Genomic DNA, 21,214 nt, shown 5'->3' with positions numbered 1-21,214 from the left:
TCAGACCCCCAGTTCGACGCCGGAGATTGCGAGAACCGTGTAGCTGATGAACCAGAGCGTGAACGTCAGGAACGCCACGAAGAGGTTGTCTTTGGCCCCGAAGTCGCCGACGCCGATGATCTTGTACAGCGGGTACTGGGCGAGCACGAACGCGCCCAGCACCAACACGATCGTGGTGCTCCCGGCGTCGGCCGGGTCGGTTCCGACGTAGGCCGCCGAGACGACGCCAGCGGCGATCCCTGCGAGACAGCAGATCGTCGTGACGACTACGCTTCGGGTATGGCCCGTTATCCCCGAGTCGTCGCTCATACCAACGGATCCGCGAGCACCCGTGAAAAGCCGTTCGTTCCGGCCGCCCGTCGCGCCCGAGGCGACAGACGCTCACTGCGGAGACGCCTCGCTGCGGAGATGCTGCGGCTGCCTGCGGAACGGCCTCCGAGAGATCCGCGATCAGTCCCGCGAAATACGCGATCGGCGTCTCACGAGATGCGGGATCGGCCCCGCGAGATACGCGATCGGCCCCTCACGAGATGCGCGACCGAAGTGCGCGCGCGAGCGTCATCGCTGACTGACCGGTCAGTCGATCCGGCACTTTCCGGATTATATTGCCGGTGTTTGTGGTTCAAAGCGGCAATACGATCCGAGAAACGGGGGAAAAACCCCGTCTGCGGGCGGTACTCCATCAACATTTATGCCGATGTGTGATTTCGAGTCGTACCGATGGAAGGAACCCAAACGGAGGGTCTCGACGACCTCCCGCCGAGCGCCAAGCTCGTTTTCAAGGTGCTCGAATACAACGGCCCGCTGACTCAGAAGGGGATCGTCCAGGAGTCGATGCTGTCGGCCCGAACCGTTCGGTACGCCCTCGAACGTCTCGAAGGGATCGGCGTCGTCGACGAGGACGTCTACTTCGCGGACGCCCGACAGAACCTCTACAAGCTCACGGAGCCCGCACAGGAGTTCACCAGCGAGGAGAGCGACGCGTCCTGTACCGCAGACTGACCGACGCGTTCTGTGCCGAGGACTGACCGACGCGTTCTGTACCGAGGACTGACCGGCGGATCCGCTCGCTGGGGTTTTCTACTCGACACGCTCCGTTGAAACCTCGCGAGCTCCCCGCACCGCTTCGGCGACGGTGAGCGCGATGGCAACGAGCAGCGCCGACGTCGCCGCCAGCACGAACGCCAAGAGGAGGAACCAGACGTCCGGTCCGAAAATCGGGTACTCCCGAGTGTCGATGACCGGACCCAGAAGCTCCAGCGTCCGGACGAGGTACAACAGTGCGGCGAGGATAGCGCCGATGAGGAAACCGATCCGGACGTTCCGGTAGAAGGCCAACGACTCGAGGAGAACGAGCATCGGGGGCGCAGTCGAATCGTCGTCGCTCACGAGCGCCCGTAGCGGACGTGCGCGCATAGGATCATCGAAAAGCGATTGGACATCGATCCATCGAACACGCAGACGGCCACGAGAGCGAATTTGAGGGGGATCAACTCCGGTGAAACACCATTTTCCAAATATATATTCGTTCGAAACAACTGGTCGATGAAACGTGCCCCGTGAGCGATTGCGGGAGTAAGGATCTCAGTGTGTTGGAGTGAGCATTTATAAGGGAAAGAGCGGTGTTACAGGTGGCTGTTTATATATCGTTGCTGGCGCGGTGAATCGCTGTATTTCTGGCGTTGAGTGTTTATAAGTGGTTAACTGCACGGTGAACATCTTCAAAGCCCCAGCCGCGAGGCGGACGCACGCTCGCTGCGCGCCTCGCTCAGTCGCTAGACTCCTTCGCTGCGGTGCTTGTGTCGCCTGCGCCCGCCTCGCGGCTGCCCCTTTGAGTCCCGTCCCGCACAGCACCGCAACCGCACCTCATACCTCCCCAGCCTCGCCGCTTCGCGCCTTTATAAGGCGCTCGCGGCGTCCCTCGCGCGGTGTCGTTCGCGGCCTACTGGCCGCTCACGAGCACGCGCCACCGCCACGTTCATTTATAAATAATCGTCGCTGCCACGCTCGCCTGTTTAAATACCTCATTGCCAGCGACGGTTTGCAACACCCACTCCCGTAATCGATCAAGCGATTCCGCTTATAGTCTATCGAGCGCGTCGAAATCGTCGTCGGAGCCGTCGCTTTCCGTGTGCTCTTCATCTGCCGGCGCACCGAACTCGCTCGCGTCGAGCCCCGCCGCGAGCCCGGGACCGAGGTCGTAGGTGTCGCGCATCGTCTGCGCGAGGACGCCGTCGCGGTCGAAGACGACGTAGACGGCGACGAAGTCGTGCTCGACGGGGCGGAGGACGAACACCTCCCGTGGACCGTCGTCGGTTCGGGAGTCGTTCACGCGCGCGACGAGCGGCTCGATCGGAATTCGACCCGCTCGGAGATCTCCGAAGGTGTCGCCGCCGGGTGCGTCCGCGAAGAGGTACAGCGCCCCGTTCGGGTCACCGTCGTTCGACCGGGTCGTGATCGAGCCGACCGCCTCGCCGCTCGCGCGGATCTGCCGCCACGCGTCGACGGCCGCCTCGAACATCCCCTCGATACCGTCGGCGAAGCGAAACCGGCTCTCGCGGACGACGTCGACCTCGACGAACCGAGCCGACCCGTCCGTCCACGCCAGCGTGGCGTCCACGACGAATCCCGGCTCGAGCGACGACGCGCGCTCGGCGAGGTCGCCGCCGTATCCCTCCGCGGTCGCGAACAGCGGGTCGAACCGGTCCTCGGCGTCTGGAGCGGTCAGGTCGATCGGCCCCTCCGCGTGCTCGACGAGGACGAACTCCTCGGGGGCATCGGCGGATTCGCCGCTGCCGTGTGCGGACGCGCCGTCCGCACCCTCGATATCCGGTCGCGGGCGGCGGTCGTGCACGCGGAACCGGCCGCTCGTCGTCGGATCCATACCCGAGGATCGGCCGGCGGCCAGATAAGCCGGTCGGAATCGAGCCTCGATCCGGGGAGTGCCGTGCGACGAAGAGAATCATGCGACGAAGAGAGCCGTGCGCGTCGACGGACCCGCCGGACGGCGGCGGATCCGTGCCGTTATGGGGTGGGCGGCCCAACAAGCCGGTAAATGGGGATCCTCGAGGACAAGTCGAACGCCCGGCTGTTCTACAAGTACCTCTCGAAGGTGTACGACCGGGTAAACCGGTTCAACTGGACCGAGGAAATGCGCACGGAGGCGCTCTCGTGGCTGGAGTTCGGCGACGATCCGACGGTGCTCGACGTCGGCTGCGGTACCGGGTTCGGCACCGAGGGGCTACTCGACCACGCGGACGACGTCCACGGACTCGATCAGAGCGTCCACCAGATGGAGAAGGCCTTCGAGAAGTTCGGGAAGCGCGACCGCGTGAACTTCTATCGCGGGGACGCGGAGCGACTCCCGTTCCGGGACGACGCCTTCGACGTCGTCTGGTCGTCCGGCTCGATCGAGTACTGGCCGAACCCCGTAGAGGGCCTCAGGGAGATCCGTCGCGTCGCGAAGCCAGGCGGGCAGGTGCTCGTCGTCGGCCCCGATTACCCGCACAACCGCGTCCTCCAGCGGGTCGCCGACGCGATCATGCTCTTCTACGACGCAGACGAGGCCGACCGAATGTTCGAGGCGGCCGGCTACGAGGAGTTCGAACACCACATTCAGCGGGCGACGCCCCGAAGCCCGCGCGCGATCACGACGGTTGCTCGGGTCCCGAAGACGTAGTCTCCCGCGCTCACGCCGGCTTCGCGACCGCCTCCAGCGACGCGACCGGTCGTCCGTCGACGGTAACGTCGACCGCGACGGTCCGTCCGGGTTCGAGGGTTGGCGCGTTCGTCCCGGCCACCCGAAACGAGGTCGAATCACCCGCCCGCAGCGCGTCGCCGCTCGCGGCGTTGAACGCTCCGGTCGGTCCAGGGCGGAATCCGGCCGCCGAAAAGAACGGGACCGAGGGCTGTCTGACGAGCGGTTCGCCGTCGATCCGGACGCGAACCGTCAGTTCGTTCGCGTCGAGGTCGTCGCCGCCGCGGTGTGCGATCGCGATCCGGTCGTCGGTCGCCGACAGCGACAGCATGGCCGTGGGTGCAGGGTCGGGAGGTTCGTCGATCGCGGCCGCGACGACCCCGCCCGCGAGGACGACTGTGATGGCGAGCAGCAACACGCCGGCGACCGGCGCGAGTGCCCGGGTGGACGGATCGTTGGGAGGCGATGACGGCGAAGGCGTGTCGGTTCGCACGGGGCGACTGCCGCGTGATGAAATAAAAGCGTCCGGATGGCCGTCAGACAAACCGGCCGACGCGGTGCCGACTATCCGCGCGACGCGATACCGACTATCCGCGCGACGCGATACCGACTATCCGCGCGACGCGATACCGACTATCCGCGCGACGCGGTGCCGACTATCCGTTCGACGCGGTACCGTTCTCGATCGGGCTCGGCGTCGCGATCGGTTCGATCCCGTCGACGACCACGACGCGGGGCTCGTCGACAACGGTTATTCGGTAGGACGAGGCCGGAGAAAGCGTCCGGACGACGCCGTCCGAATCGGTGGATCCGATCGCCCGGCTGTCACCGTCACCGACGCTCTTCGTGACGGTGACGTCGGAGACGGGCTCTCCGGTCTCGTCGTCGAGGACAGTGACCGTCACCGGACCCCCGGCGTAGCTCCGGTCGACCGTGACGTTGAAACCGTCTCCGGCTTCGGCGACCGAATCGGTGTCGGGGAACGTGCCGAGATCGATCCGCTGATGTTCGACGAACACCGCTTCGGTGCCGCCGCTGACGAACGTTCGGAGCAGGCCGAACTCGTGCGGGATGGTGATCCGCTGGACCGAACCGGCCCCGAAGGCGTCGGGCTCGCGGAGCGATGCGGTTTCGGGGTACGCCGCCGACGTCGCCTCGATGGCGTCGTCGTTGCTGATCGACCCGCCGCCGCGGTCCCAGCGATCCACCCGGAACACCTCGCGGACGTACTCGCCGTCGACGATAGTCGACAGCACGATCGACTCCGAGGTGGACGCGACGTGGATGTCCGCGGGCCCCGTCTCGCCGCGGGCGGTGGCGAGCGCGTGGGAGCGGACGGGTCCTTCGTACACCTGCAGCGCCACTTGGAGCTCGTCGAGCCGGGTCGGTGAGCTGAATCCGTCCGTCTCCTCCGCGAGCGCGTCGAGTTCCTCGAGCCGCTGGTCGTACTCGCGGGCGGTCGCCGCGATGCGGACGAGCTCGTCGAGGAGTTCACGGTTGGACAGCTCTCCGGACGCGTGAGCGCTGAACGCTTCCGTCTGTCGGCTATTGAGGCTCACTTCGTCGCGCTCGATCTGGTTGATCGCGGCGAGGATGCGCCGCTGACGTTCAGTGCTGGTCTCCGCCCCCTCGATCCGCTGGACGACCCCCGCGGTTTCCATGGCCGCGTTGGCCTCGTCGACGGAGAAGTCGAGCGACGGGCCGATGTTCGCGCCGCGGGCGGTGCTTCCGGTCCGCGATTCAACGCCGTCGGGCGTCGACAGCGTCCGGAAGGTGAGATTCGCGTCGTCGACCTGCTGAGGTGCGGGGTGGCTCTGTCCCCCGTCGAGCGCGAGGCTCGGCGGCGCGGCCGAGGCGGGTGCGGCCGAGGTGGGTGCGGACGGTGTCGAACCGACCGAATCGAGCGCGTCGGACGAACCGACCGAATCCTGCGTACCGGCGGCTGCCGGGGGTATCACGCCCGCGACCGGCGCGAGCAACAGCAGAATCACGACGGCGACCGGGAGGGCCCTCATTACCCGTCAGTGCACCTCGCGATATAAAAAATCCACCTCAATGGCTCGACGCGGATCGGGACTGTCAACGCCGCTGTACGTTCTGACGGCGGGCACGAGAGGCGCGATCGACGCTGAGTCCATCGAAATTACCTATGGAAAGCGTTTTGGCCGGCGCATGAGTGGCCTTGATCTGTATGCGGAACCCCCCGTCTCGCGGTCTCCTCGTCGCGGTGGTCGGCGCGGTCCTCATCGCCGCCGTCGCTGCGCCCGTCGCCGGAGACGCGCTCGCGTCCCCGTCCTCCCCTTCCATCGACCCGAGAGCTGACTCCGTCGAACCGGGAGCTGACTCCATCGAACCGGCGATCGCAGCCCAGTCTTCACCCCCGGTCGAGCAGATCGACAACGAGTACGATCCGGACGCGACGACGCAGATCCGGATCGAGCCGTCCTCCAACCGCGACGCTCGCTGGGTCGTGTCCGTCCGGTACGGGCTCACCGACGCGAACCAGACCGCGGCGTTCGAGGCGCTCGGAGATCGGTTCCTCGACGGAGAAGTCGGGCCCGACCCGTCCCTGTTCGAGGGGTTCGCGCGGGAGGCCAACCGGAACGTCGATCGGACGATGCGGATCGAAGACGTCGACCGGGAGGTCGTCGTGCACGATGACCCGTCATCGTACGACGTTGCTGGCGACGAGGCGACCGCCGTGGGCGAGCTCCGGTTGACGTTCGTCTGGACCTCATTCCTGGCTCAGGACGGCGAGAACCTGGTGTTGGGCGACGCGCTAACCACACCGAACGACGGGACGTGGCTCCTCTCGCTGGAGCAGGGACAGACGCTTGAGGTGGCGACTCCGGAGGGGTACACGGTCACCGGAACGCCGGGCGCTACGGTCCCGCTCCAAAACAACGCCGTGATCATCGAGGGGCCGCGAACCTTCGGCGAGGAAGAGCGAGTCGCCGTCGTGTACGCGCCGGCGGGGACCGTGGGCCCGCCCTGGACGATGCTCGCCGCCGCGATCGTGCTCGCCGCGCTGCTCATCGCCGGGAGCATCGTCGGGTACCGACGGATGGACGGAACCGGCTCGATAGCGGGTAATGACCGCACGAACGGAGGGGGCGATTCCGACCCTGGGACGACCGAATCGGTTGCCGGGGCTGCCGGCGCGACCGGGACAGGAGGCGGGGCGGGCAACGGCGATGACATCCATCGAGAATCGGACGGCGACGACGAGACGGGGGTCGAAGGCGGTGCCGCCAGCGCCACGGAGGCGGAGACCGAACGGGACGACGAAGCGGACCTCTCACTGCTCTCCGACGAGGAGCGCGTCGAGCGACTCCTCGGCGACAAGGGCGGCCGGATGCGACAGGCGGACATCGTCGCGGAGACCGGCTGGTCCGACGCGAAGGTCTCACAGTTGCTCTCCGCGATGGCCGACGAGGGTCGCGTGGAGAAGCTCAGGCTGGGCCGTGAGAACCTTATCTCGCTCCCAGACGACGAGGACGAGACGGGTGGCTCTGGCGGGAGCGGGAGTGGGTCGGAGCGAGACGACGGCAGCGCGAACGGAACCGACGACGGGCCGGATAGAGCCGGTGACGGACGATAGGGCCGCCGTCGGTGCGTCTCGCGAAAACGCGGAGTCCGGCGGGACGCGTTCCGAAAGCCATTACACATCGAGCGACGGAGTATCGATCATGAAGATTCTGGTGACCGTCAAGGAAGTCGCGGAGGCGGACGACGACTTCGCGATCGACGGGACTGAGATCGCGGCGGCGGACCTCGAGTACGACCTCAACGAGTGGGACGACTACGCGATCGAGGCCGCGGTACAACTTGCCGAGGCCGGGATCGCCGACGAGGTCGTGACCGTCACAATCGGCCCGGAGCGCGCCGACGAGACGATCCGGATGGCCCTCGCGAAGGGCGCCGACCGCGCCGTCCGCGTCTGGGACGACGCTTTCGAGACCGGATTCGCCGACGTGGCCGCGAAGGCGTCGGTGTTCGAAGCTGTCGTCGAGGCGGAGAAGCCGGATCTCATTCTCGGCGGGGTGCAGGCCGCCGACACCGGTTTCGGCGCGACCGGCGTCGCGCTCGCGGAGCGGATCGGCTTCGAGCACGCCGCCGTCGTCAACGACCTCGCCCTCGACGCCGACGCCGGTGTCGCACACGTCCACCGCGAACTGGAGGGCGGCGTCGAGGAGCTGACCGATGTCGACCTCCCGGCCGTGTTGACCGTCCAGACCGGACTCAACGAGCCGCGGTACGCGAGTCTGCGCGGCATCCGTCAGGCACAGCGCAAGGAGATCGACGCGCGGGACCTCGCCGACCTCGGCCTCGACGCCGACGACGTCGCGAGCGCGCTGACGATCACGTCGATGTACGAGCCCGAAAGCGAGTCGGACGCTGAGATCATCGAGGGCGACGCCGGGGAGGCCGCGGGTCGCCTCGCCGAAGTCCTGCGCGACAAGGGGGTGGGCGCGTGATGGCAGACGTGTTCGTCGTCGCCGAACATCGTCGCGGGGAGCTTCGAGACGTCTCCTACGAGGCGATCACCGCCGGTCGCGAGCTCGCCGACGCGCGCGGCGGCGACCTTCGCGTCGCGGTCGTCGCCGGCGACGTCGACACCTTCGCAGAGGACCTGAACCGCGAGGGGGTCGACGCGATCCACGCGGTGGGGAACGGCGAGGAGTTCGACCACAACGTCTACCAGTCCGCGGTCGCCGCGCTCCTCGACCGAACGGACGCCGGCTCCGTTGTGATTCCGAACTCCGTCAACGGGCTCGACTACGCGCCCGCCGTCGCCGAGGACCGCGGGCTCCCGCTGGTGACCGACGCGATCGGGTTCGAGTACGACGACGGCCTGACCGTCACTCGCGAGATGTACGGCTCGAAGGTCGAGACGATCGTCGACGTCGACGGGGACCGGTTCGTCCTCACGATTCGTGGCGGGGAGTGGGCCCCCGCCGAGGGCGTCGGCGACGCGACGGTCGAATCTGTCGACGTCGACCACCCCGAATCCGGTGCACGCGTAACGGGCTTCGAAGAGGTCGGCGCGGGCGACATCGACATCGCGGAGGCGGACGTGCTCGTCTCGGTCGGTCGCGGGATCGAGGAGGAGGAGAACCTCGAACTCGTCGAGGACCTCGCCGACGCGCTCGGGGCGACCCTCTCCGCGTCGCGACCGATCGTCGACAACGGCTGGCTTCCGAAGAACCGACAGGTCGGTCAGTCCGGGAAGGTCGTCACCCCCGACGTGTACATCGCGGTCGGCATCTCCGGGGCGGTCCAGCACGTCGCCGGCATGAAGGGCTCCGACACGATCGTGGCGATCAACACCGACCCGAACGCGCCGATCTTCGACATCGCCGACTACGGGATCGTCGGCGACCTGTTCGACGTGGTGCCCGAACTCATCGACGAGTTCGCCTGAATCCGCCGCATCGACGCCCGCCGCGGAGCGGCGGACGACGGCTCGTTCTCGGGGCGTTTATCACCCCGCCGCACCTCCGATCGCATCATGAGCGAGGCCGACGAGCAGACGGCTGCGACCGCGACCGGTCGGGAGATCTGGATCGAGAAGTACCGGCCGCAGTCGCTCGACGACATCCACGGTCAGGAAGCGATCGTCGAGCGACTCCAGAGCTACATCGAGCAGGACGACATCCCACACCTTCTTTTCAGCGGCCCTGCCGGGGTCGGGAAAACGACCGCCGCCACCTCCATCGCCCGACAGGTGTACGGCGAGGACAACTGGCGCGGGAATTTCCTCGAACTCAACGCCTCCGACCAGCGCGGCATCGACGTCGTCCGCGATCGGATCAAGGGGTTCGCGCGGTCGTCGTTCGGCGGTGACTTCCGGATCGTGTTCCTTGATGAGGCAGACAGCCTCACCGATGACGCCCAGTCAGCGTTACGCCGGACGATGGAGCAGTTCTCCGACAATACGCGCTTCATCCTCTCGTGTAACTATTCGTCGAAGATCATCGACCCGATCCAGTCGCGCTGTGCCGTCTTCCGCTTCTCGCCGCTGTCGGACGAGGCCGTCGCGGCTCAGACCCGCGAGATCGCGGCGGCGGAGGGGATCGAGGTGACGGACGCCGGCGTCGACGCCCTGGTGTACGCAGCCGACGGCGACATGCGCCGGGCGATCAACTCGCTACAGGCGGCGGCGACGACCGGCGAGGTCGTCGACGAGGAGGCGGTGTACGCGATCACGGCGACCGCGCGGCCTGAAGAGATCGAATCGATGGTGACCGACGCCCTCGACGGCGACTTCTCGCGGGCGCGGGCGACCCTCGACACGCTCCTCACGGAGACGGGGATGGCCGGCGGCGACGTCATCGACCAGCTCCACCGCTCGGTCTGGGAGTTCGACCTGAGCGAGCGCGAGGCGGTCGCGCTGATGGAGCGGATCGGGGAAGCCGACTACCGGATCGCCGAGGGAGCCAACGAGCAGGTACAACTGGAATCGCTGCTGGCGGCGCTGTCGCTGGAGGAGTGAGCCACCCCGAGCGCGAGCGATACTGAGAGTGGGTGTCTCACTTCGGTGGAGTCGTTGTTTATAAGTGACAGAGTGGTGTTGCCGGCGGCTGTTTATATATCGTTGCTGACGCGGTGAATCGCTGTATTTCTGGCGTTGATTGTTTATAAGTGATTGTTGCTGGCGTGGTGAACACTTACAAAGCCCCAGCCGCGACGAGCTCGCGGTTTCACCGCTCGCTACGAGGGCTCTCTTCGGTCGCCCTCGCTACTCGGAGGCCTTGCTGCGGTCCTCGTCGCTCACTCCGTTCGCTCCTGCGGTCCTTGCTGCGGCCGCCTTCGCCCTCGCGGCAGCGAGGCGCAGAGCGCCTCTGGCAGCCGGTGCGTAGCGCCGGCGACTGCCCCTTTGAGTCCCACCCCAACAGCACCTCACGCCTCCCCAACCTCGCCGCTTCGCGCCTTATAAAGGCGCTCGCGACGTCCAGCGAGGCGCAAAGCGCCTCTGGCAGCCGGCGGCCCCGCCGCCGGCGACCTCGTGCGGGCGGCTCGCGCCCTACGGGCGCTCACCGGCGCACAGGGCGAGAGCGAAGCTCTCGCTTGAAGCCGGACGTAGTCCGGCGACGCCACCGCACCGCCACGTTCATTTATAAGCAATCGTCGCTGCCGCGCTCATCGATCTTAAATACCACGTCGACGGCGGCGATCTGCAATACCCACTTCCGTAGTCGATCAAGCGGCGGTCGTCAACGAATGGCGGTCTCCGTTGAGTACCGAGCAGATGAATAGACGGTCACCGGGACTGAGCGCCGTCTCAGACGTCGAACTCGGTCTGGTACTCGGTCGCGTCGAGGCGGTCCTCCCGGAGCGGCCAGAAGGCGAGCAGGGTAGCGGGCTCATCGGAGACGGCGCGTGACGCGTGCGGCACGTCCGGCGGGACCTCGACGGCGTCGTACGTCGACAGCGAGATCCGCTCGCCGTCGACGACGAAGTCGACCTCGCCCTCGACGACGAGATTCATCTGCTCCCACGGGTGCGAGTGCGGCGGCTTGTCCTCTCGCTCCGGACCGATCGTGGTCATCCCGATCATCTGGTCGACACCGCGGAAGACGACCTGCTCGAACCCCTTTCCCTCCTTCGCGAGAGGGGCGTCTCGGAGGTTGTGCACGGCCGGGATCTCGGACGGGTCGTACGAACGTACCATATACGGTCGAGTGCCGACGGAGAGTTAAAACTAGGAGATGCGGCGCGCGCCAACACGGCGCGATCGTGGGGCTACTCGACGATGTCGATCGCGGGTCGCCCCGGCTCCGCCTTCCGAACCACCGAGTCGTCGGCGTCTTCGGCGCGCTTGACGCGGACGGGGGCGTCGAACTCGCGCTCGATCAGCCACGCGGCGGCGCGCAGGGCGGCGAACTCGTCGTCGCCGGAGAGCGTCTCCCGGAGCGCCTCGCGGTTCGCCTGCAGGTCCTGTCCGTAGGAGGCCGCTGCGTCGCCCTGCTCGCGGATGTGGCTCTCCTGCATCAGCTCCGAGATGAGGTTGTCGGCGTCGTTGTCGATCGCGATCACCAGGGCGTCGTACTTCCAGCCGGGCGCGACGACGACGTCGATGCGTTCGGGGTCCTCGATGCCGGCGACGTCGACGATGTCGCGCACGTCCTCGCGGGTGTTCGCCACCAGCCGGCGGCGGCGCTCGACCGTCTCGCGGTCGACCGTCGCGGTCGGCCAGTCGGCCTCGACGACGAATCCGTCGCGGTCGAGCGTCTCCCACAGCTCCTCGGCGAGGTGCGGGACGACCGGCGCGAGCAGGCGGACGGCGACGTCCAGCCCGCGCTCGTAGGTCTCCGGGTGCGGGTCTGCGTACTCGCGGTAGCTTCGCAGCGTCCCGACGAGGTCCTGCGCCTCCCGCAGCGCGACGTTGAACGTCAGGTCGTCGTACTCCGTGCCCGCGATGGCGACCGCGGCGTCGACCTCGTCGGCGACGTAGTCGTCGACCGTGTCGCGGTCGGCGGTTCTCGTGTCGCGGTCGGCCTTGTCGTCACCTATCTCGTCGTCCTCACCGGCGTACCTCTCGACGAGGTCGGTCAAGCGCGTCAGGAATCGATGGGTCGATCTGACGCCCTCCTCGGACCAGTCGAAGTCGCGTTCGGGCTGGGCCGCCTGCATCATGAACAGCCGGGCCGTGTCCGCGCCGTACTCCTCGACGATGCGCTGCGGGGAGACGGTGTTCCCCTTCGACTTCGACATCTTCTCGCCGTCCAACTGGACCATCCCCTGGGCCAGCAGGTTCGTGAACGGTTCGCGGTGGGCAAGCCCCTCCTCGTCGGCCAGCACCTTGGTGAAAAAGCGCGAGTACAGCAGGTGCATCACGGCGTGTTCGATGCCGCCGACGTACTGGTCGACCGGCATCCAGTCGTTCGCTCGGTCCAGATCGAAGGGGGCGTCGTCCAATCCCGGCGAGACGTACCGCAGGAAGTACCACGAGGAGTCGACGAACGTGTCCATCGTGTCGGTCTCGCGGGTCGCGGGCGCGCCGCACTCCGGACAGGTCGTCGCCTTCCACTCGTCGGCGGCGTCGAGCGGGTTCCCGGTCGTGTTGATGAACTCGGGCAGCTCCACGGGCAGGTCCGCCTCCGGCACCATCACGGGGCCGCAGTCGTCGCAGTGGACGACCGGGATCGGCGTGCCCCAGTAGCGCTGTCGGGAGATTCCCCAGTCGCGCAGCTGGTACTGGGTGCTCTCCGCGGCGCTTTCGACGTCCGCCGTCAGGCGCTCGCGGGCGGTTTCGCTGTCGAGGCCACTGTACTCGCCCGAGTTGACGAGCACGCCGTCGTCGGTGAACGGCTCGTCGCTCACGTCCGGCGCGTCCGGAATCGACTCGCCGTCCCAGCCGTCGGGCTCCGGCGCGACGACCGGTTTGATCTCGACGCCCATCTTCTCGGCGAAGGCGTGGTCGCGCTCGTCGTGGCCGGGGACGGCCATCAGCGCGCCCGTCCCCACGTCCGAGAGGACGAAGTCGGCGACGAAGACCGGGATCTCCTCGCCGGTGACGGGATTGGTGGCGGTCAGGTCGGTCTCCACGCCGTTCGGTTCGTCGCCGTCGGGGTCGGCCTCGTCCTCGATGAAGCGTCGGACCGTCTCGTCCGACCGGGCCAGCTCCTCGCTGATCGGGTGGTCCGGCGCGAGCGCGAAGAACGTCGCGCCGTGTATCGTGTCGACCCGGGTGGTGAACGCCTCGACGGAGCCGTGCTCCCGCGGCTCGGCCCCCTCGCCGCGTCCGTCCGAGGCGCTCCGCGCCTCGCCGATGAAAAAGTCGAGCGTGGTCCCGTACTGCCGGCCGATCCAGTTGCGCTGCATCTGACGCACCGAATTCGGCCAGCCCTCCAGATCGTCGATGGCCTCCAGGAGTTCGTCGGCGTACTCGGTTATCTTCAGGAACCACTGGTCCAGGTCGCGGGTCTCGACGGGGGTGTCACACCGCCAGCACAGCTCAGCGTCGCCCTCGACCTGCTCGTCGGCGAGGACGGTCTCACAGGAGGGACACCAGTTCACCTCGGCGTCGCGCCGTTCGACGAGTCCGGCCTCCGAAAACCGGGTGAACAGCCACTGGTTCCACTTGTAGTACTCGGGAGTGCAGGTGGTGATCTCCCGATCCCAGTCGTAGCCGAACCCCATCGACTTCATCTGCCCGCGCATCGTGTCGATGCAGTCGAACGTCCAGTCGCGGGGGTTCGTGTCCCGTTCCTTGGCGGCGTTTTCAGCCGGGAGCCCGAACGCGTCCCATCCCATCGGGTGGAGCACGTCATCGCCGCGCATGCGGCGGTATCGGGCGTACGCGTCCGTGATCGTGTAGTTGCGAACGTGACCCATGTGGAGCTTCCCGGACGGGTACGGGTACATCCCCAGCACGTAGGTGGGGTCGTCCGCCTCGTCCGGCGTGTGATACACGGAGGCGTCGTCCCACGCCTCTTGCCACCGATCTTCGACCGCGGTGTGGTCGTAGCCCTCCTGAGACATCTGCTTATATACTCGTGGTGTGGTCGGCGTCGTATAGCTTTCCATCCACTGCTGGAGGGAGACGCGCTGATTTTCGGGAGTCGGAGGCGACGGGACGCAACGAGGTGGACCGACTACAGTTTCTCCGCGTCTTGCGCCTGCTCGACCCGTCGGGTCGCCTGCGCAATCCGCCTGTCGCTCGCATTGGCGAGCCCCGGCGGGAGTCCCTCGCGCGCCGCCGCGAGCCGCTCTTCGATCCGGGCGATCCGCGAGATCACGTTCTCCAGTTGGCGGTCCGTTCCCTCACCGTCGCCCTCGCGGGCACGCTCCTCGGCGCGTTCGGCGGCGTCGACCGCGGCGGCGAGCGCGCGTTCGAGCCCGTTCACGGCGTTCGACGGGCCGCCGCCGGAGCCGCCGGAGCCACCGCCCTCGCTGGATCCGCCGCTCCCGTCGTCAGAAGTGTCGCTATCGTCGCCGTCGCTATCGTCGGCACCTTCTTCCTCCTCGTCGCCTTCCTCCGCCACGGTCGCCGCCACCTCGGCGCGCGTCTCCTCGGCGATATCGGCGACGAAGCCGGCGAGCGAGGCCGCGCCGGTCTCGGGTCGCTCGATCCGGATCGGGCCGGGCTCCTCGGAGGTGTCGTTCGACCCTTCCGAGTCGTTCGAGCCGTCTCCGCCCCCTGCTCCCGGCGGCTCCGGATTCACCCGATACGCGCCCACTTCGTCGGCGGCGTCGCGGACCTCGGTGGTGTACGCACCTCCGGCGTGAACGTACACCGCGTCGCTGCCGTCGACCGCCGAGTCGTAGATCCGTCCGGCGAAGTCGTCCTCAACCGCCGTTCGGGTCACGTCGGTCTCGCTTCCCTCGTCCGAGAGCTCGACCTTGCGAGCGTTCTCGCGGGCGACGAGAGGGATCTCGCCGTCGACGCCGGCCGTCGTTACCGGCTCGTCGGCGGCAACCGCCAGCTCCTCGCTGTGCGGGGCCTGCCCAGCGCCGTTGACCGTGATCCGGTGATCGCCCTCCGGGACCCCCTGTGCGACCGCGACGCCGCCGCCGAACGTCGGGACTGCCTCGGGGTCGCTCTCGATCAGGACGAACGACTCGACGCTCGCGGCGGTCGTCGTCAGCCCCTCACCGTCGGGTGCCTCGTCGCTCTCGGTCGCCTCGGTGACGCGGGCGACCACGGCGTCCAGCCCGTCGGCTGCGCCGGCAGCGAACGAGTCGGCAGCGGCGATGGCGTCGTACCGGTCGGCGAGCTCGGCGCGGTGGTTCCCGGCGGTGACGTCGAGCTCGGGGTTCTCGTAGCGGGGCTGCTCCCACGGGACGCCCGTGGTCGTGATGTGCCCGGCGACGGTGTCCTCGGCGATCTCGGGGACCGCGAATTCGAAGCTCAGCTGCGGGCCGGTGAACGCCGCGATGTCCTCCAGCTCGGCGCTCTCGACGAGGTCGTATCCGATCACAGCTTCAGCGGTCTCGTCCGCGCCCGCGTCTTCGCGGTCGGCGTGCCGGAAGGCGATACCCGTCTCCCGGAGCGGGAGGTCGGTTGGCGGCGATCGCAGCTCGTCGAGCGACCGCACGGTCAAGGCTCCGTCGACCAGCGACTCGGACGTGACGGCGGGGAGATCCGGATGCTCGTAGATCGGCTCGCCCTCGTACTCGGGGACGACGAAGGGGAGCCGCATCCCCTCGTCGCGGGGGAGGCCGTACGCGATCGGGACGCCGAGGAGGTCCTCGACGGTGTCGATCGTCGTGTTCGTGATGTCCGCGAGCAGCCCCTCCTCGCCGACCCGCTGGAAGCCGTCCGGGATCTCGTTGACCGAGAGCGTGCTGGAGTGCGAACCGAGCTCCGGGAGGATCCGCGGGACTGCGTCGGGGTCAGGATCGAGAAACTCGTTGTTCGGGACGCTGCGGGAGTGCGAGCTGGCGACGTACAGCTGGGGGTCGCCCGTGTCGAGGTCGACGAAGACGTGGAGCACCTCCCAGTCGTGCCAGTGGAAGTTCGCGGTGAACTGGTCGAACGCGGAGTAGAACCAGAACTGGACGACCGCGAGCGGCGAGTCCTCGTATCGGATCCCGTTGTAGAACACCGTCGGATTCGGCGGCTCCCCGGCCTCGTCATACCGCTCGTGGTAGCCGTCGAACGCGGCGAACCCGTCGACGACCGTCTCGCCGTCCTCCTCGACGGTGTACGGTCGCGGATCGGTCGGGAACCACGGCTCGGCGGCGTCGAAGTACAGCGTCGGGGCGAATCGGGCCGCGAGTTTGTCGAGCGCCTCCGGATCGAGGTCGCCCGTGGCCGCGTCGTTCGACGCTGAACCCGAGCCAGAGTCGGAACAGCCCGCGACCGCGGTGCTGCCGGCCCCCGCGAGCGCGCCGAGGACGGTTCGACGGTCGACGCCGGAGCCGGACCGGTCGACGTTGGATTCGGGACGGTTATCGCCGGAGTCGAACCGATCGTCGTCGGGATCGACCCGATCGTCGTCGGGATCGACCCGATCGTCGCTGAGGACGGCGCGATCGGTCACGGGAGCGCCTCCAGGTCGTCCGTGGGTGGGATTTCCGTCGAAGACCGTGACTCCGGATGCATTTCACTAGGTCACGACCGTAGCGGCGAATAAGTCTTCTGACGGACAGCGTGATCCCCACGGGAGAAATCTCCACTGGGAGAAGGTATTTGCGCCCGGACGCGCGAGTCTCCCACATGGACGGGAAGAAGGCCCTCTACTACGCCGCGATCGCGATTGCAGTCTTGCTCGCCGTAAGCGTAATCGGGACGCTGCTTTCGATCGCCGTCGGGGTCACACTCTGGGCCGTCGGCTGGCTAGTGAACATCGCTGTCGTCGCGGCTGCGCTTTACCTCGCGTACAAAGCCGGAACGTGGCTCCTCAGCGGCGACGACGGCGGCGCGACGATAGACTCGATCGGAGGCTCGCGGTCGTCCTCGTCGGCGTCACCCGGAAACGGCGGGTTGGAGAGTCGGCAGGATCGGCTCCGCCGGCAGTACGTCGAGGGGCAGATCACCGAGGAGGAGTTCGAGCGCCGGATCGCGAGCGAGCTGGAGACAGAGGAACTCGACGACATCGACCGAGAGCTCGAACGGGAGCGGTAGGTACTTAAAAGCGGTCTCGCAGTTCTTCGCGCAGGTCGTCGAGGTCGAGGTCTTTCATCGCGAGCAACACCAGCAGGTGGTAGACGAGGTCGGCGCTCTCGTAGGTGAGCTCGTCGAGATTGTCGTCTTTCGCCGCGAGGATCGTCTCCGTCGACTCCTCGCCAATCTTCTCCAAGACGGCGTTTTCGCCCTTCTCGTGGGTGAACAGCGAGACCGTGTAGGAGCCCTCGGGGAGCTCCGCCTTCCGCGACTCGATGGTGGCGAACAGCGCTTCGAGGACGGCCTCGGGCGGGACGTCCGCGTCTTCGGGATCCGTAGCTCCCTCATCGGTTCCCGCGTTCGGGTCGCTCACGCGACCACCTCGTTCTCGGGGAAGAAGGCGAGGTCGTGGATCCGCGAGTCGGCGGTCAGTTCCGGGTGGAACGCGGTGGCGACCACGGGGCCGTCCCGCACCGCGACCGGCCGGCCGTCGACCGTCGCGAGCGTCTCGACGCCCCCGTCGACCTCGTCGATGAGCGGCGCACGGATGAACACCGCGTGGAACGGGTCGTCGAGCCCAGCCACGGAGAGCTTCGCCTCGAAGGAGTCCTTCTGGCGGCCGAACGCGTTACGGTCGACGGAGACGTCAACGAGCTCGAGCGCGTCGACGCGGTCGTCTTTCGCGTCCCGCGAGCAGACGATGAGCCCGGCGCAGGTCGCGAGTACGGGCTTCCCGCTCGCGACGTGGTCGCGGATCTCCTCGTCGATTCCCTCGCGGCGGATCAGCCGAGAGATGGTCGTCGACTCCCCGCCGGGCAGGAGGAGGACGTCGCAGTCGGACACGATACCGGAGTCCCGGACTTCGACGACCTCCGCGGGCTCGTCGTGGGCGGCCGCGGCGTTCCGGACGGCCGCGGCGTGCTCGGCCACGTCGCCCTGCACGGCGATGACGCCTGCTTGCATGGGTACCGGTCCGTCGGGGACGGGCAAAAAGGGCCCGCTACGGAGCTTAAAAATCGGGACGCAGACGAACGCGGCGGAAACGGTGAAACCCCAGACCGATCGGCCTAGGCGACGGTCAGCGAGAGAATCTGTACGAACACGCCGAAGAGGACGCAGAACGCGAGGACGGTCTTCGGGTCCATCGAGATCGCGTTCCGGTCTTGGGTGTCGAAGTAGCGGACGAGTCCCGCACTGGACATCAGCCCGCCGGAGTTGGAACCACTGCTCATACCCGACGGTGAGTCTCGCGACGTTCTAAACGTTTCGTTCGCGTGTCCGGACGTTCCGCTCGCAGGGTCGATTGTTCCGCGCGTGGGGTCGGTTGTTCCGATCGCAGATCCGGTCGCTCGGAGGTATGGCGTGCGGGAATGCACGGATCGGAGGCGGTATGGCGCGCACGAGTGCACGAGTGGGAAACCCTTATGCGCGGGCCGACGGTAGAATGCGCCGGATAATGACTGTTCGACTGCTGGATTTTCACGCTGACTGGTGCGGCCCGTGTAAGACGCAGGACCCGATCCTGGAGGAGATCCAGGAGGATCTCGGCGACGCCTTCGAGTTGCAGAAGGTGAACGTCGACGAGGAGCAGGACGTCGCCAACCAGTACCAAGTGCGCTCGCTGCCGACGCTCATCATCGAGAACGACGACGGCGTCGTCGACCGGTTCGTCGGCGTCACACAGCGCGAGGACATCGAGGCCGCGCTGTCCGAAGCCGGAGCCTAGCGTCTCGATCCGCGAGCGGCGCGCTCTGGCGACCCGAATTCCCCGCCGACGGGGCCGCCGCGTCTCGCAAGCTTTTACAGCATCGGCCCGACAGTACCCATATGGCCAGTTTCGACGCCGCGGAACGCCGCAACCTCGACCGAAACATCTGCATGCGCTGTAACGCCCGCAACTCCCCGGACGCGAAGCGCTGCCGCAAGTGCGGATACAAGAATCTCCGCCCGAAGGCGAAGGAACGCCGAGCCGCCTAGATCGGTCGCCGACCCCCTTCGTTTCCAGTGGAGAACACTTCGGCCGAGCGACCGGTACGGGTGTCGATGGGAAAGGATAAAATCCGATGCAGTGGTGCGGTTGTTTATAAATAGCTTATAAGTCGTTGCTGGCGGGGTGACCACTCACAAAGCCCCGGTCGTCGGCGGCTCTGCCGCCGGGTGACAGAGGCGCTCGGGTTCGCACCCTTGCGGGCGCTCACCGGTCCGCGCCACCGCAGCGCATTGTTCAGTGATACGCGGTCGTCGCTGGTGATCGCATTCGTTTACCTACCCCGTCGTCGAGTTCGGCGGATTGTTCGGCCGCGCGCTCGATTATTCGTCGGGGTACTTCGGCTCGCGGCGCTCGGCGCGCTCGGTCGCGCGTTCGAGGACCTCGCGGACCGTATCCGGGCCGTCGCCAGCGCGGTAGACGTCCCCGTGGCCGGGGTAGAGTTCCTCGACGGTGTCGGGCAGGCGGTCGAGCAGCGTGTGGAGGCTTTCGATCAGTCGCTCCCGCGACTGGCCGGCCATGTCCGTGCGGCCGAAGGAGCCGTCGTCGAAGGCACCGTCGTTGTAGACGAACACGTCGCCGGAGTACAACCGCTCGTCGCCGACGAGCGAGACGTGGTCGTCGGCGTGACCGGGCGTGAACACGACCTCGCAGTCCTCGTCACCCACGAGGATCTCGTCGCCGTCGTCGATCGCCGCGTCCCGTCGCGGGTGGGGTGCGTTCGCGTAGAGCGCCGCGTCGAAGCGGTCGAGCACCGCGTCGAGCTCGCCGACGTGGTCGTGGTGCTGATGGGTCAACACGACGCGGTCGAGCCCGCCGACGCCGGCCCCGTCGAGCGCGTCGGCGATGACGTCGTCGACGCCCGGCATCGTCCCGGCGTCGACGAGCGTGGTTACCTCGCCGGGCACGAGGTACGCGTTGCAGGTGAACTCCGCCGCGCCGTCGGTGACAGTGATCGGCTCCATACGCACGGGAAGGCCCCGGTGAGTAAAAACGTGCAGCCCGCGGCGTCCGCGGCGCGGGGTCGATCCTCGAATTCGGCAGGGGATTTATCAGTCGCGGTCTGCTAGTGACACACACATATGGGCTTCGGGAGCTACGACGAATCCGAACAGGAGAACCAGGACCTGGACGCGGATTTCGACGACGACGACGGAGTCCGAGCGGCAGAAGAGGTACACGAGGGCTCGGTGGACTACGAGCCCGGCGCGTCGAACGACGAGCTGCTCGACCGCCTCCAGGAGATCAAATCCGAGGAGACCTGATCGGGTGACTCCGCCGAGCCGGACGCTCGGTATCGCGTTCTCCGACGGCGACCGAACCAGTCGCGTAGCCGGTGCCGTCGTCAGATCGGACGGCACCCTCGACGGGCTCGGCTTCGAACGCTGTACCGTCGGCGGCACCGACGCGACCGACGCCGCGATCGACCTCGTCGACGCGCTCGGCCGCGAAGACGTCAGGCACGTCGCCTGCGACGGGATCGCCCCGGCGTGGTTCAACCTCCTCGATATCCGTCGGCTCCGCGACGCGCTCGACCGTCCCGTGTACTCGGTGAGCTACGCGGAGAGTCCCGGGCTCGAACCCGCGCTTCGCGATGCGTTCGACGGTGACGCGCTCGAGGCCCGCCTCGACGCGTATCGATCGCTCCCGCCGCGCGTTCGCGTGGACGACGACGGTGACAGCGACGGCGACGGTGACAGCGACGGCGACGGTACGGCCGATCCCTCCGCCGGCCCATCCGCCCATCCCCTGTTCGTCCGTGCGGCCGGGATCGACGCCGAGCGCGCGGCCGCGGCGGTCCGCGGCCTCGCTCGGAAGGGGTTCCGCCGCCCGGAGCCGCTCCGGATCGCCGGCATCGCGGCGAGCGCCCACCGGATCGCGGTCGAAGAGGGATAACTGTCGAAGAGGGATAACTGTCGGGACGAGCCGACGGCGACCGGACGCACTTATACGGATCGCGCCCGGATCCGTCTCC

General features: G+C 67.5%; 23 protein-coding genes. 11 read left to right on the top strand and 12 right to left on the bottom strand.

The window, feature by feature from the left end:
- Complete coding sequence (locus ACFQEY_RS01095) at positions 1–309, bottom strand: EMC6-like membrane protein (RefSeq protein WP_379763932.1); 309 nt, start codon at positions 307–309, stop codon at positions 1–3.
- A gap of 411 nt (positions 310–720) precedes the next feature.
- Between ACFQEY_RS01095 and ACFQEY_RS01090 the strand changes: the two genes are divergently transcribed.
- The gene (locus tag ACFQEY_RS01090) at positions 721–1,002 is read left to right on the top strand and encodes an ArsR family transcriptional regulator (RefSeq protein WP_379763929.1); all 282 of its coding nucleotides are present in this window, start codon (positions 721–723) and stop codon (positions 1,000–1,002) included.
- A gap of 78 nt (positions 1,003–1,080) precedes the next feature.
- On the opposite strand, the gene ACFQEY_RS01085 is transcribed toward ACFQEY_RS01090, so the two are convergent.
- Positions 1,081–1,416: a DUF7536 family protein gene (locus tag ACFQEY_RS01085; RefSeq protein WP_417448640.1), complete on the bottom strand. Its 336-nt coding sequence runs from the start codon at positions 1,414–1,416 to the stop codon at positions 1,081–1,083.
- Positions 1,417–2,080: 664 nt separating this feature from the next.
- Positions 2,081–2,884 (bottom strand): DUF6663 family protein, encoded by an 804-nt coding sequence (locus ACFQEY_RS01080; protein ID WP_379763927.1) that lies wholly within the window; start codon positions 2,882–2,884, stop codon positions 2,081–2,083.
- Positions 2,885–3,055: 171 nt separating this feature from the next.
- Here ACFQEY_RS01080 and ACFQEY_RS01075 point away from each other — a divergent pair, with 171 nt between their 5' ends.
- The gene (locus tag ACFQEY_RS01075) at positions 3,056–3,679 is read left to right on the top strand and encodes a methyltransferase domain-containing protein (RefSeq protein ID WP_379763924.1); all 624 of its coding nucleotides are present in this window, start codon (positions 3,056–3,058) and stop codon (positions 3,677–3,679) included.
- A gap of 10 nt (positions 3,680–3,689) precedes the next feature.
- Here ACFQEY_RS01075 and ACFQEY_RS01070 read toward each other — a convergent pair whose 3' ends face one another.
- Both ACFQEY_RS01070 and ACFQEY_RS01065 read right to left on the bottom strand, forming a co-directional pair.
- Positions 3,690–4,190, bottom strand: coding sequence for a type IV pilin N-terminal domain-containing protein (locus ACFQEY_RS01070; protein WP_379763922.1), 501 nt, complete (start codon positions 4,188–4,190; stop codon positions 3,690–3,692).
- 163 nt (positions 4,191–4,353) lie between these two features.
- A complete protein-coding gene (locus tag ACFQEY_RS01065; protein ID WP_379763920.1) occupies positions 4,354–5,712 on the bottom strand; it encodes a DUF7094 domain-containing protein in 1,359 nt (452 codons plus the stop codon).
- A gap of 176 nt (positions 5,713–5,888) precedes the next feature.
- Between ACFQEY_RS01065 and ACFQEY_RS01060 the strand changes: the two genes are divergently transcribed.
- From ACFQEY_RS01060 to ACFQEY_RS01045, 4 genes are all read left to right on the top strand, one after another.
- Positions 5,889–7,298: a helix-turn-helix transcriptional regulator gene (locus ACFQEY_RS01060; protein WP_379763918.1), complete on the top strand. Its 1,410-nt coding sequence runs from the start codon at positions 5,889–5,891 to the stop codon at positions 7,296–7,298.
- A gap of 88 nt (positions 7,299–7,386) precedes the next feature.
- On the top strand, positions 7,387–8,175 hold the full coding sequence (locus ACFQEY_RS01055; protein WP_379763916.1) for an electron transfer flavoprotein subunit beta/FixA family protein: 789 nt from the start codon (positions 7,387–7,389) through the stop codon (positions 8,173–8,175).
- Positions 8,175–9,122, top strand: coding sequence for an electron transfer flavoprotein subunit alpha/FixB family protein (locus tag ACFQEY_RS01050; protein WP_379763914.1), 948 nt, complete (start codon positions 8,175–8,177; stop codon positions 9,120–9,122). Before ACFQEY_RS01055 ends, ACFQEY_RS01050 begins: the two co-directional genes overlap by 1 nt.
- An 87-nt stretch (positions 9,123–9,209) precedes the next feature.
- Entirely contained in the window at positions 9,210–10,193 is a 984-nt protein-coding gene (locus tag ACFQEY_RS01045) for a replication factor C small subunit (RefSeq protein ID WP_379763912.1), read from the top strand.
- 789 nt (positions 10,194–10,982) lie between these two features.
- Here ACFQEY_RS01045 and ACFQEY_RS01040 read toward each other — a convergent pair.
- The 3 genes from ACFQEY_RS01040 to ACFQEY_RS01030 form a co-directional block, all read right to left on the bottom strand.
- A complete protein-coding gene (locus ACFQEY_RS01040; protein WP_379763910.1) occupies positions 10,983–11,372 on the bottom strand; it encodes a cupin domain-containing protein in 390 nt (129 codons plus the stop codon).
- A gap of 71 nt (positions 11,373–11,443) precedes the next feature.
- The gene (gene leuS / locus ACFQEY_RS01035; protein WP_379763908.1) at positions 11,444–14,185 is read right to left on the bottom strand and encodes a leucine--tRNA ligase; all 2,742 of its coding nucleotides are present in this window, start codon (positions 14,183–14,185) and stop codon (positions 11,444–11,446) included.
- A gap of 113 nt (positions 14,186–14,298) precedes the next feature.
- Entirely contained in the window at positions 14,299–16,689 is a 2,391-nt protein-coding gene (locus tag ACFQEY_RS01030; protein WP_379763905.1) for a hypothetical protein, read from the bottom strand.
- A 176-nt stretch (positions 16,690–16,865) separates the two neighbouring features.
- On the opposite strand from ACFQEY_RS01030, the gene ACFQEY_RS01025 reads away from it, so the two are divergent.
- The gene (locus ACFQEY_RS01025; RefSeq protein WP_379763903.1) at positions 16,866–17,273 is read left to right on the top strand and encodes a hypothetical protein; all 408 of its coding nucleotides are present in this window, start codon (positions 16,866–16,868) and stop codon (positions 17,271–17,273) included.
- A 4-nt stretch (positions 17,274–17,277) separates the two neighbouring features.
- On the opposite strand, the gene hisE is transcribed toward ACFQEY_RS01025, so the two are convergent.
- From hisE to ACFQEY_RS01010, 3 genes are all read right to left on the bottom strand, one after another.
- Positions 17,278–17,625 (bottom strand): phosphoribosyl-ATP diphosphatase, encoded by a 348-nt coding sequence (gene hisE / locus ACFQEY_RS01020; RefSeq protein WP_379763901.1) that lies wholly within the window; start codon positions 17,623–17,625, stop codon positions 17,278–17,280.
- Positions 17,622–18,215, bottom strand: coding sequence for a pyridoxal 5'-phosphate synthase glutaminase subunit PdxT (gene pdxT / locus ACFQEY_RS01015; RefSeq protein ID WP_379763899.1), 594 nt, complete (start codon positions 18,213–18,215; stop codon positions 17,622–17,624). The genes hisE and pdxT overlap by 4 nt, the downstream gene beginning before the upstream one ends.
- A 104-nt stretch (positions 18,216–18,319) precedes the next feature.
- Positions 18,320–18,484 (bottom strand): preprotein translocase subunit Sec61beta, encoded by a 165-nt coding sequence (locus ACFQEY_RS01010; protein ID WP_379763897.1) that lies wholly within the window; start codon positions 18,482–18,484, stop codon positions 18,320–18,322.
- 224 nt (positions 18,485–18,708) lie between these two features.
- On the opposite strand from ACFQEY_RS01010, the gene ACFQEY_RS01005 reads away from it, so the two are divergent.
- Positions 18,709–18,978, top strand: coding sequence for a thioredoxin family protein (locus ACFQEY_RS01005; RefSeq protein WP_008002506.1), 270 nt, complete (start codon positions 18,709–18,711; stop codon positions 18,976–18,978).
- A 101-nt stretch (positions 18,979–19,079) separates the two neighbouring features.
- Positions 19,080–19,229, top strand: a complete 150-nt coding sequence (locus tag ACFQEY_RS01000) for a 50S ribosomal protein L40e (RefSeq protein WP_379763895.1) — start codon at positions 19,080–19,082, stop codon at positions 19,227–19,229.
- A 333-nt stretch (positions 19,230–19,562) separates the two neighbouring features.
- Here the strand turns inward: ACFQEY_RS01000 and ACFQEY_RS00995 are convergent, their stop codons facing one another.
- Positions 19,563–20,204, bottom strand: a complete 642-nt coding sequence (locus ACFQEY_RS00995; RefSeq protein WP_379763892.1) for an MBL fold metallo-hydrolase — start codon at positions 20,202–20,204, stop codon at positions 19,563–19,565.
- A 117-nt stretch (positions 20,205–20,321) separates the two neighbouring features.
- On the opposite strand from ACFQEY_RS00995, the gene ACFQEY_RS00990 reads away from it, so the two are divergent.
- Both ACFQEY_RS00990 and ACFQEY_RS00985 read left to right on the top strand, forming a co-directional pair.
- Complete coding sequence (locus ACFQEY_RS00990; protein WP_004049114.1) at positions 20,322–20,504, top strand: DUF5786 family protein; 183 nt, start codon at positions 20,322–20,324, stop codon at positions 20,502–20,504.
- Positions 20,505–20,508: 4 nt separating this feature from the next.
- A complete protein-coding gene (locus ACFQEY_RS00985; RefSeq protein WP_379763890.1) occupies positions 20,509–21,135 on the top strand; it encodes an endonuclease dU in 627 nt (208 codons plus the stop codon).
- The last annotated feature ends 79 nt before the right edge of the window (positions 21,136–21,214 follow it).

The organism is Halorubrum trueperi (assembly GCF_042662525.1).
GTDB lineage: Archaea > Halobacteriota > Halobacteria > Halobacteriales > Haloferacaceae > Halorubrum > Halorubrum trueperi.
The sequence above is the reverse complement of the archived record's forward strand: the minus strand, read 5'-3'. Positions and strand labels throughout refer to the sequence as shown.

Bases quoted from the DNA above. Each gene is read 5' to 3' on its own strand.
- ACFQEY_RS01075 (WP_379763924.1), top strand. From the start codon at position 3,056: ATGGGGATCCTCGAGGACAAGTCGAACGCCCGGCTGTTCTACAAGTAC.
- ACFQEY_RS01085 (WP_417448640.1), bottom strand. From the start codon at position 1,416: ATGCGCGCACGTCCGCTACGGGCGCTCGTGAGCGACGACGATTCGACT.
- leuS (WP_379763908.1), bottom strand. From the start codon at position 14,185: ATGTCTCAGGAGGGCTACGACCACACCGCGGTCGAAGATCGGTGGCAA.
- ACFQEY_RS01005 (WP_008002506.1), top strand. From the start codon at position 18,709: ATGACTGTTCGACTGCTGGATTTTCACGCTGACTGGTGCGGCCCGTGT.
- pdxT (WP_379763899.1), bottom strand. From the start codon at position 18,215: ATGCAAGCAGGCGTCATCGCCGTGCAGGGCGACGTGGCCGAGCACGCC.
- ACFQEY_RS01010 (WP_379763897.1), bottom strand. From the start codon at position 18,484: ATGAGCAGTGGTTCCAACTCCGGCGGGCTGATGTCCAGTGCGGGACTC.
- ACFQEY_RS01000 (WP_379763895.1), top strand. From the start codon at position 19,080: ATGGCCAGTTTCGACGCCGCGGAACGCCGCAACCTCGACCGAAACATC.
- ACFQEY_RS01080 (WP_379763927.1), bottom strand. From the start codon at position 2,884: ATGGATCCGACGACGAGCGGCCGGTTCCGCGTGCACGACCGCCGCCCG.
- ACFQEY_RS01090 (WP_379763929.1), top strand. From the start codon at position 721: ATGGAAGGAACCCAAACGGAGGGTCTCGACGACCTCCCGCCGAGCGCC.
- ACFQEY_RS01050 (WP_379763914.1), top strand. From the start codon at position 8,175: ATGGCAGACGTGTTCGTCGTCGCCGAACATCGTCGCGGGGAGCTTCGA.
- ACFQEY_RS01060 (WP_379763918.1), top strand. From the start codon at position 5,889: ATGCGGAACCCCCCGTCTCGCGGTCTCCTCGTCGCGGTGGTCGGCGCG.
- ACFQEY_RS01055 (WP_379763916.1), top strand. From the start codon at position 7,387: ATGAAGATTCTGGTGACCGTCAAGGAAGTCGCGGAGGCGGACGACGAC.
- ACFQEY_RS01095 (WP_379763932.1), bottom strand. From the start codon at position 309: ATGAGCGACGACTCGGGGATAACGGGCCATACCCGAAGCGTAGTCGTC.
- ACFQEY_RS01065 (WP_379763920.1), bottom strand. From the start codon at position 5,712: ATGAGGGCCCTCCCGGTCGCCGTCGTGATTCTGCTGTTGCTCGCGCCG.
- ACFQEY_RS01025 (WP_379763903.1), top strand. From the start codon at position 16,866: ATGGACGGGAAGAAGGCCCTCTACTACGCCGCGATCGCGATTGCAGTC.
- ACFQEY_RS00990 (WP_004049114.1), top strand. From the start codon at position 20,322: ATGGGCTTCGGGAGCTACGACGAATCCGAACAGGAGAACCAGGACCTG.
- ACFQEY_RS01045 (WP_379763912.1), top strand. From the start codon at position 9,210: ATGAGCGAGGCCGACGAGCAGACGGCTGCGACCGCGACCGGTCGGGAG.
- ACFQEY_RS01040 (WP_379763910.1), bottom strand. From the start codon at position 11,372: ATGGTACGTTCGTACGACCCGTCCGAGATCCCGGCCGTGCACAACCTC.
- ACFQEY_RS00995 (WP_379763892.1), bottom strand. From the start codon at position 20,204: ATGGAGCCGATCACTGTCACCGACGGCGCGGCGGAGTTCACCTGCAAC.